Raw genomic sequence first — 9719 nt, 5'->3', positions numbered from 1 at the left:
CTTGGTGTGGCTCTGTATTTGGGAACTGGGTTCCCAAGTATAACCCACGTTGCAAGGGGCAGGTCACTTGATTTTCAACTGTCAACCATTATGTCTATTTGTTTCTATTTGTTACATTTGTTGCCTCACTTACTCAATAACCTATCTGCGCTGTATCACTCCACTTTCTTACGTGGTACGCGACTAGCATAGGCCGCTTGTTTTTCCCGTAATGCCAACACATGCTGGCTTGGCACAATTTTCGCGTCTTTCTTCCGAAATGGGATTACTTTGCCATTACTATTACTATTGTTCTTATAAGTTTCCCACGTTATATCATAATTGTCGGCTTGATTGCCCCAAACATGCCAGCCGTTTCTTTTGCCGCGAGCAAACAGTTCAAGAAAAGGACCGGGGCTGCATGCTTCAATTATTTTATAAAGCTCGTCCGGTTTTCGGCTATGTTCTTGCTTTTGTGACCTGATGATATTCACCTGCGTCCGGCCCGGCTTGAGTGTCCGAAGGGGACCGCGAATACCAAAGAGAACTATCTCAGTGGTGTTTCTAAAATAAAAACCTACACCACGACCATCAGGCCCCCCATCCTTTCTTACTTTATGCCAGATAATGTTCGTCTTGTAAGTAAACCCCCACGCTTTCATTACCTCCAAGCCTTCGTTTAACAGAGCATTGGGCACCCAAAGATACAGATGTGCTGGCTGATCTGCGGCGACCTGGACGGGGATTTCACAAATCTCGCGAAGGGAGAGGGTTTTATAACGACTGAGCCGTTTATGCTCGGGGGCCATCTTGCCCGTACGATTATTAAACTGCCAAGGCGGATCGGCGAGGATTGTCCGAAACTTCTTATTTCCGGTGCATCGAATAAAATCCTGGATAATATCCACTTATTCTTCCTCCGCGTAAAGCTTCTTTGTTATACCAATAACAATAACTGGACAGCCTGCCCCACTGCCGCCCTCAATGCGTGGCAGCAACTTCGACATATGTGTCGTCGAATTTCCGTATGACTTGCCCCGTCCGAGTTTATTAAAAATTTCCTGTAACTCATCACAGCGTGTCATGATCAAACCAACGCTAATCGCTCGAAGATCGAAGAGTAATCGAAAATTGTTTAAATCCCGGTCGTAGAAGGGGTCCTTATTGTTCCACTCTAGCTCAAGAGCGACCCGGTTCTTGTAGCAATCAACCTTATGTGTCGGTGACTCAAGCTTTGCTTCATCTACAATGACTGCTGTAGAAAACTGCTTTTCCTTCCATCCTCTTGCCCCCAGAAAATCATCAATCCATTTTGCTAGTTCGGTCTTATTGCCGCCGCCCTCCGTAATCCAAGACTTCTTGAGTTTGAAGGCTCGCAGCATGGCGAGAATATCTTCCCACTCGTTCGGAAAGTCATGCTTCAATATCGCCGAGGCATGTTTCCATTCATGGACTTCAAACTTGTTGTATATCTCTTTTGGGAAATGACCTGCGCTCATGAGCCGCCTTATTGCCAGACTTCGAAACCATATTGCATTCTGCATTAAAAATAAATCTACGATCGACAACTATCGAATTTTCTTGAAGACTTTACTACAAGTAAATGAAAATGTCCAGAAAAGAGATGGGGACGGGTGATCGTAGGGTCATGACATCAAGAGCGCAGGAGACGTTGATATTTTTAGTGCGCCACTTACCTGCTTACTCTACCCCCCAGTGTTTTATTATATCTATTAGCTTGTCGTCATTAATTACAAGATGAAATCTGTAGCTCTTAATATCTTCCTCAAATATCACATTTCAGGAAGGACACTATACACCTCTCAACCAAACTCACATATGATACGAAGGCACGGCATAGATATTTTGCCCGAGTTGTTTCACTTCCGCTCCGGAATACACAACTTGGTTTATAACTTTGATTCATAATGTGATAGATATGCTATCACGATGTGAAAGCATTTACAATTGGCTGTTCTTCATTCCTAATCCTTCAGCATTTCCTCGATCGTGATCTGCACCGAATCGCAGAGCGAGGGAAGATCATATCCGCCTTCGAGCACGAACACCACCGGACAGGACGCGCAGGAATAGGAATGCAGGATGCTGCGGACGATCGCCCGGATGCCTTCGTGCGTGACGCGGATGTTGGCGTGGGGGTCGTTCACATGGATGTCGTAGCCGGCGGACACGAGGATCATGTCAGGATTGAACCGGTGGATAAGGCTGGGAAGAATATTTTGATATACGTAGATATAATCTTTATTGCCCGAACCCGCCGCGATCGGCATGTTGTACGTGAAGCCCTCGCCCCTGCCCCTGCCCCGCTCCATGTCCTTGCCCGTATCGGGATAGTACGGGTGCTGGTGCGTGCTGAAGTAGAAGACCGCATCATCTTCTTCGAAGATGTGCTGCGTTCCATTGCCGTGGTGCGCGTCGAAATCGATGATGAACACGCGCTCATACCCCTGGGTCAGGGCGTACCGGGCGCCGACCGCGATGTTGTTGAAGATGCAGAACCCCATGCCCTGGTCCGCCTCGGCGTGGTGTCCGGGAGGCCGTACCGCGCAGAACGCGCGCTCGATGGTTCCCTTCAGACACTGGTCCACCGCCTCCATGACCGCGCCCGCCGCGTGGAGCGCCGCCTCGAGACTTCCCGCTGACAGATACGTGTCCGGGTCCAGCTCTCCTGCTCCGAAGTTTTTGATCTTCTCGATATACTCGCGCGTATGCACGCGGGCAATGTCATCATATCCTGCCCTGCGCGGCTTCAGGGGCACCAGGTCCGGCCAGAGGCTGGAGTTTTTGAGAATGGTGTTAATGGACATGAGCCGGTCTTTCGAGTCGGGATGCCAGACCGGCGGCTCGTGGCGCAGGAAGACTTCATCGGTGGCGAACCCGACTCTTCTCATAAAAGAATTTTACCCTCACCTTCAGAGCACTGCCGCAGGAATGGCAGCGACACAGGATCAATAGTGGAAAATCTGGACATCCCGCTTCATGCGTTCAACGGCGGCCTGGAGCGTCGCCGCGGAAGACAAGGACGGATTCCCGCCAAGGGTTGATCTGACGAGCTCGTCGGCCGCGGAAGACAGCATTGCCTGCTGTTCCTTGAGCCGGACGATCTTTTCCCGCATTCCTCTCCGCATATTATCCAGGTCCGTGGCCAGGCGTTGAAACTCTTCGTCCTTGCTGAGACTGACCTCGCTCGCAAGATCACCGCCGGCAATCCTCACGATGTCTTTTTTTATGGAATACAGCGGCGGGGAAAGCCTTTTCCAGAGCAAATTGATGGTAAAGGCCAGGATGCCGGCGAACACCAGAAACGAGATTGCGTGAACGCCGATGGTAACCGGCAGCAGCAGTTCGCTCATCGTTTTAATGTCGATGTGCGATGAATAGCGTATTGCCTCCAGCCTTTTCCCCGCCAGGTAGGCAAACAGCATGATCGTGGCCGCGGCCCATATGGTTGCAACGGCAACAAACCTCAGAATGAAACGCGACTGAAAATCTTTATTAATAAAGTATATTCTTCTGTTATCAAACAGCATGACTGGCTCCTTATATTCTCATCTCCGCGAGGCTGCTCTCGATCTTTTTTACGCTCTTTGAAAGGTCGCCTGCAATTTGTTTGAGCGCAAGCCCGTCCTTGCCCTGTTGGATGAGATCGGAAACTTTTTTTGACTGTTCGTCAAGAATCGCAAGGGAGTCCCTGACAGCATTGATGCGGCCCCGGTATTGCGACGCCAGATCATTCAGCAGGTCCGCCATGTCCGTAAGGTTGTCCTTCCGGCGAAACTTGATATTGCCGGTCAGATCGCCCTGGGAGATCCGGGCTGCTTCCAGACTGATACGGTAAGCCGGACCTGCAATGCGGTGGGAGTATACCAGATGAAGCGCCACCATCGCCAGAACGATGAGGAAAGAGGTGACGGCATAGAGTATCGTGACCCTCCAGAACAGTACGTTCCCGATCTCCCGCACCAGGGCCTGTACGTTGTGATAGCCTTGACCGAGATCCGCAGGGAACGACAAGAACACGCCCCATCCGGTGATCACAGCGCCGAGCAGAATGATCGCCAACGAGTTGACATACAGAAACAAGCGATAATTTCTCCGGGTGGTAAGTCCCATGGCACTCCTCCTTTTTTAGAATCGCTCCGGTTCTTATCAAGGAGTACTTTAACAAAAGTCTTCCAATTGTGCAAGAGTCATTCAAGAGAAAAGAAAAAAATGCGGCTTGCTTTGGATCGGGTAACTTGTTATCATGAGAGTACTGATCATGATGATTACGGCACTCACCTGTGTTCATCATGGTCAATGGAACCAGGATGAACGAACGGAGAATGAGCATGACATCGTTCTCTTGCAACGGTTAAGGAGCAGTATGGAGCATGGCTTCAGGCCATATGGTGCTTTCCTCATGGTATTCTTCCTTGCTCTTTGTCAGGGCCGCGCGGCGGAAGCCTTTCATTCCGGAGGCGCTGCGGAGTGCAGGGAATGTCATGAAGATAATAAGGGCGCGTTACGAGGGTCCGACGCAAGCTCCACCTGCCTTCGTTGTCATCAAGCGCCGCGGGGCACCCGGGGACCCAGTGGCCATTATATCGCGACCGATGAAACTGATCTGATGGCGGGTTTTCCGCCCTCACAACTGACTCCCGGTGGAGATTTCGCCTATTTAAAGAAGGCCTACTCCTGGAAAGCGTTAGGAGCGACAGAGAGCAGCCCTGGCGAACGGCACGGCCATAACATTACCGCGGACGACTATGGGTATGTCGCAGACAGCAGATCGTTGAGCACGCCGGGTGAAGTGTATCCCAACAGCAAACTTTCCTGTATCAGCTGTCATGATCCGCACGGTAAAATTGCGAACAACGTATATCGCATGCTGGGCGGGGCCGGTTATAAAACACGTTCGGTGCCCGAGGTGGTCTTCACTATTGATGCGCCAGTTGTTGTTGCACCCCACGACTACAACCGGTCCGAGTCCGTTTCAGACACGAGAGTGGCATATGGCAGGGGGATGTCTGAATGGTGCTCGAACTGCCACACGAAGGGTTGTACAGGAGCGTATGGACATCCTGTTTGCAGTGGTGCGCGGTGCTCGAATGAGATCATTTCCAATTACAACGCCTATGTGAAGTCAGGCGACATCAACGGGAAAAGAGATGCTTCCTATACTTCGCTCGTTCCCTTCGAAGAAGGGACAGACGACATATCGATCCTCGAACAGCATGCAAAAAACGACGGCACTTCTATCATGGGTCCCGTTCATGGGTCCAATGTGATGTGTCTCACCTGTCATAGAGCGCATGCCTCTGCCTGGGACCATATGGCACGCTGGAATATGGCATCGGAGTTCATTGTCTTTAAGGGTGTTTACCCCGGAATCAATAATGATTCGCCTCAGAGAAATGCTCAGGGGCGCACCGAGGCCGAGACACGGCAGGCCTACTATGACAGACCGGCCAGCCTGTTTTCCGGCTTCCAGCGGGGTCTTTGCAACAAGTGTCACCTGCGAGACTGAGGTGCCCTCCCGGAACCATGAGCGGATATTGTTGACGGGCCTGCCTGCTTCAACCCCTACTTCTGCAACTTCTCACGCGCCGAATCCCCCGAGAACCAGATCTCTCATCTAGCCGTTCCTTCAACGTGTCCACCTGCTGTTTTTCATCATGGATTTTCGACGTTATCTTTCCGGGAACGGTGAACGGTGCTGTTGACGAGGGGAACAGCATCAGCTTCCTCTGTCATTTACGGTCTTTAATCAACCACGATCAATACCATCGTATCGTCAATAGCAACTATCTTGAACTGATCGTACGGTTTTTTGGGGACCTTCTCTCCCGCCCATACTCTTACTAAATCTCCGTTTTTATAGTGTATTTCGAATTTATCATTATCGACTTCGTAAAAATGGATATGGCTGGTTATCTTATCATCCCATGCTATCCACGAGCTCGTCTGTTCGCCTTTTGCCAACTTAAACTCATAAGCCCTTTTCCGAGGTGCCAGGATGATAACTTCCGGCAATTCCCTTTCCACCTCGTCGTCACCGAGATATTTCCGGGCGAATTGCTTATGTTCATCGGCCGCTACTTCAAAACCCGGCCTTTTTGCCCATTTCCTGGCCTCATCCAGGTGGAACAGGCCAAGGGCCTGTTTATTGTCCTGGAATGCTCTTTTGACGATCTCGACGCGAATGGCCGGATTAAGGGAAGCGGCTTCGTGGTATAAATAGTCGGCCTCCTTTTTGTACAGATCAGCTATTTCAACAGCAAATTTGCTCCTTACTGACTTGATATTGAATTGTTCTTTTGCGCAGGACAGGTTGCCCTGACTCAGGCAATAGCTGCCCTTAAGCAAATGCAGCTTAGGGTCCGCCGGGTCCGCCAGTATCAGGTTATTAAGGCACTCGAATGCCTTATCCTGCTGATGAGACTTCCAGTACTGTTCAACATCACCCGAAGACTTGCATTGCTTGTCGTCAGCCGCAACAACTGCGACGACGAGCGTTACGTACAAAATTGTCGATATTATTGTTTTATGCATCGGATATCTCCGGTAACAAAATCGTGACCGATGGCCCCATCGCTTTGCCGCGGGGATTATCGTCTGGACCTAGCGAGTTGGAACATCAGGAAGGGTTACCAAAAAAACAAACTGTTTATACGCGCTGTCACAATCCATCTCTCTTTCAGATACCATCTTAAAAAAAGTCCCGGGGGAAGCGGTGGTTTTCCGTTCATCCCTTCTCAATCGGGGAGCGCCGCCCCCCATCTCGACCTGTTGTGTGTGGCAGCGTTGACAATCCTGTAAGGGAAATGCGACCTTGTCATGACATACGCCGCAGTATTGACCGCTGACTATCTCAAACATGGAATACTTCGTTGCGCCCTTCTTCACGCTGGGAAAGATCTCCGGGTGGCAGACCTCGCATCCGTTCCAGACAGCGTGCTTCTTATGCGAAAAGAGCACCTTGTCCATCCATGAGGATTTCACTTCTATCGAAAAGTCCTTTTGCGTCTTCAAGGATGGTCGCTGCACCGACACTCCTTCGAGGAAATCAACGGGCTTAATGAGTCCTTTTGCTTCGGCCTCCTCCCAGTTGATCCCGTTTCCAAGGACGGTCTTCGGCATTTTTTCTCTAAAGGCGGTAAAATCATATTCCCTCGCAACTTTCTTGCCTCGCGAATGACACCGGTCGCATCGCAAAGACTCTTCCTTTGAAACGCCCTCAGAACACGCCGCGAAGATCTTTTTACCGTCAAAGGTCCTTTTGCCGTCATGGCAGGCGCCGCAGTAGAGCCCCTGCTTGTTCATTGCTGCTGTAATTTCCGTACCACCCGCCTCCATGGCAAAACCGATATCGACATGACAAAGCCTGCAGGTGAATCTGGACCGGTGGAACCAGTGGTCGAATACCACAGGGGCAAGTCCGGCATTCCTGGAGTAGTTCCTGATGACGACCCTGCCGTACTGTGCTCCTGTAGCCCTGTTCCAGGCATCCGCCGCGTCGGCAGAGAAGAGGATTGCCAGAACGATAAAGAGCGGAAAAACGACATCGAGCATCGTAATCCTCCTGAACAGCGCTATCCCGACGTCCTGCACGAGGGCCCGTACGTTGTGATAGCCTTTGCCGAGGTGCGCGGGAAACGACCGGAACGCGTCCCTTCCGTTGATCGCGGCGCCAGGCAATACGAGCACCAACGAGTTAACAAAGAGAAATAAACGGTACTTTCTCCGGGTGGTAAGTCCCATAGCGCTCCTCCTTGTTCAGATCAGGTTCAAAGTTCCAGGGTAACAGTTCTAAGGTTGGAAAGCCGCAAATATCAAACGATTTGAATAATTGACCTTGCTGAACGCATCTCAACGTGATGGATAATAGGTTCAAAGACAAAGACTTCGCCGAGTTCAGTGGTTCGACGTTGCTCGCCACCATGAGCATGTTGAATGGTCGAGCCGTTCCTGTGTTGCTTGTTCATCCTGAATACTGAATCTTGAACCTGACAACCTGTGTAGTTACAAATACTTTAACAAAAGTCTTCCAATAGTGCAAGGATCATTAATAAAAAATGCGGCTTGCTTTGGATCGGGTAACTTGATATCATTGGACGAATGATGATGCTTTACCATACTTACCTGGGTGCAACAGGGTCAACAGGACAAGAACGATTGAACAGTGAATGTGTATCACATTGTTCTGTCGCGGTTTTTTAAGGAGCAGCATGGAGCCTGGTTTCAGGTCATATGTTGTTTTTCTCATGGCATTCTTCCTTGCACTTTGTATCCCCCGCACAGGAGAAGCCTTTCATGCAGGAGGCGCCGGAGAGTGCAGGGAATGTCATGAGGACGAGAAGGGCGCGTTGCGCGGGTCCGATGCAGGTTCCGTCTGTCTTCGATGCCATCAAGCGCCGATGGGCACCCGGAGACCCATTGGCCATTACAGTGCGTCCAATGGGCACGATTTAGGAGCGGGTATGCCGCCCTCACAGATGACTCCCGGCGGAGACTTCGGCTATTTAAAAAAGAGCTATTCCTGGAAAGAATCGGGGTCCACACAGGACAGCCCGGGCGAACGGCATGGCCATAATATTGTTGCGCTAGACTATGGGTATCAAGCGGACAGCAGGCATAGCACAACACCGGGCGGAACATATCCCAGCAGCGCGCTTTCCTGTATCAGCTGCCATGATCCGCACGGCAACATTGCCACCAGCGCCTATCGTCTTCTGGGCGGGATCGGCTATACAACGAGGTCAGCGCCGGGGATGCCTTTCACTGTTGCTGCGCCGGTTGCTGTTGCACCACGTGACTACAACAGGTCTGAGGCGGTAACAGACACAAGGGTCGCCTATGGCAGGGGGATGTCTGAATGGTGTTCAAATTGCCACATGAACGGTTGTACCGGAGCTTACGGACACCCTGTCTGCAATGGCGCCCAGTGTACGAACGAGATCATTTCCAATTACAACGCCTATGTGAAATCAGGTGACATCAATGGGAAGGGCGATGCTTCCTATACCGCGCTGGTTCCGTTTGAGGAAGGGACTGACGACCGGATGGTCCTCGAGCAGCATGCAAAAAACAACGGCACTTACACCATGGGGCCTGGTTTTGGTTCCAATGTGATGTGTCTCACCTGTCACCGGGCGCACGCTTCCGCCTGGGACCATCTGGCACGATGGAATATGGCATCGGAGTTTATCGTGCAAAATAGTGTTTACCCCGGGAACAATAATGGTTCGCCTGCAAGGAATGCACAGGGGCGCACCGAGGCTGAGACACAGAAGGCATACTATGACAGGCCGGTCACCCGGTTTGCCGGTTCCCAGAGAGGTCTCTGCAATAAGTGTCATATCAGAGACTGATGTGTTCATCGTTTTATGTGCTTTGAGCTGTTCAAATATAACCGTTTTTTATCTTTACAAAATGGCCAATTGCTGATATAAATAAATTGCTAATGTTTTTACGCCGGTTCATTCATTATAAAACCATGATGTTTTGTATCTGATTCTCATGCCGCAATCGGGTAGGCGTCGTGCGTCCTCATGCCTGATCAGCTCGCGATTGTCTGGATGGCTTGTATGGCCTCCTCTTTTCGCGATAGCAGACAAAGTCACTTTCATCGGGCGTCTGGACAAAGATGCGCTTGTCCGCTCTGCAGTTCGTTTTCGATCCCCAATAAAACCGTCGGTGATCATTCGCTCTGCTGACCGCAGAGCAGGCTTAAAGAG

General features: G+C 50.7%; 9 protein-coding genes. 2 read left to right on the top strand and 7 right to left on the bottom strand.

Annotation, left to right across the window (positions count from 1 at the left end; translation table 11 throughout):
- Positions 1-155: 155 nt before the first annotated feature.
- The 5 genes from M0R70_09875 to M0R70_09855 all read right to left on the bottom strand — a co-directional run bounded on the left by M0R70_09875 (position 156) and on the right by M0R70_09855 (position 4113).
- Positions 156-887 (bottom strand): MT-A70 family methyltransferase, encoded by a 732-nt coding sequence (locus tag M0R70_09875; protein MCK9419674.1) that lies wholly within the window; start codon positions 885-887, stop codon positions 156-158.
- Complete coding sequence (locus tag M0R70_09870) at positions 888-1478, bottom strand: restriction endonuclease (protein ID MCK9419673.1); 591 nt, start codon at positions 1476-1478, stop codon at positions 888-890. It abuts the gene before it with no gap.
- Between the two features lie 486 nt (positions 1479-1964).
- Positions 1965-2891: a histone deacetylase gene (locus tag M0R70_09865; GenBank protein MCK9419672.1), complete on the bottom strand. Its 927-nt coding sequence runs from the start codon at positions 2889-2891 to the stop codon at positions 1965-1967.
- 57 nt (positions 2892-2948) lie between these two features.
- A complete protein-coding gene (locus M0R70_09860) occupies positions 2949-3530 on the bottom strand; it encodes a methyl-accepting chemotaxis protein (protein MCK9419671.1) in 582 nt (193 codons plus the stop codon).
- A gap of 10 nt (positions 3531-3540) precedes the next feature.
- The gene (locus M0R70_09855; protein ID MCK9419670.1) at positions 3541-4113 is read right to left on the bottom strand and encodes a methyl-accepting chemotaxis protein; all 573 of its coding nucleotides are present in this window, start codon (positions 4111-4113) and stop codon (positions 3541-3543) included.
- A gap of 148 nt (positions 4114-4261) precedes the next feature.
- On the opposite strand from M0R70_09855, the gene M0R70_09850 reads away from it, so the two are divergent.
- Positions 4262-5509 (top strand): cytochrome C, encoded by a 1248-nt coding sequence (locus M0R70_09850; GenBank protein MCK9419669.1) that lies wholly within the window; start codon positions 4262-4264, stop codon positions 5507-5509.
- Positions 5510-5745: 236 nt separating this feature from the next.
- On the opposite strand, the gene M0R70_09845 is transcribed toward M0R70_09850, so the two are convergent.
- Positions 5746-6534 carry a hypothetical protein gene (locus M0R70_09845; protein ID MCK9419668.1) on the bottom strand — a complete coding sequence of 263 codons (789 nt, stop codon included), beginning with the start codon at positions 6532-6534 and terminating at the stop codon, positions 5746-5748.
- 69 nt (positions 6535-6603) lie between these two features.
- On the bottom strand, positions 6604-7743 hold the full coding sequence (locus M0R70_09840) for a hypothetical protein (protein MCK9419667.1): 1140 nt from the start codon (positions 7741-7743) through the stop codon (positions 6604-6606).
- 719 nt (positions 7744-8462) lie between these two features.
- On the opposite strand from M0R70_09840, the gene M0R70_09835 reads away from it, so the two are divergent.
- Positions 8463-9353, top strand: coding sequence for a hypothetical protein (locus M0R70_09835; protein ID MCK9419666.1), 891 nt, complete (start codon positions 8463-8465; stop codon positions 9351-9353).
- The last annotated feature ends 366 nt before the right edge of the window (positions 9354-9719 follow it).

Source organism: Nitrospirota bacterium (genome assembly GCA_023229435.1).
Classification (GTDB): Bacteria; Nitrospirota; UBA9217; order UBA9217; family UBA9217; genus JALNZF01.
Note: the sequence above shows the minus strand (reverse complement) of the source record. Positions and strands in the feature narration are given on the sequence as shown.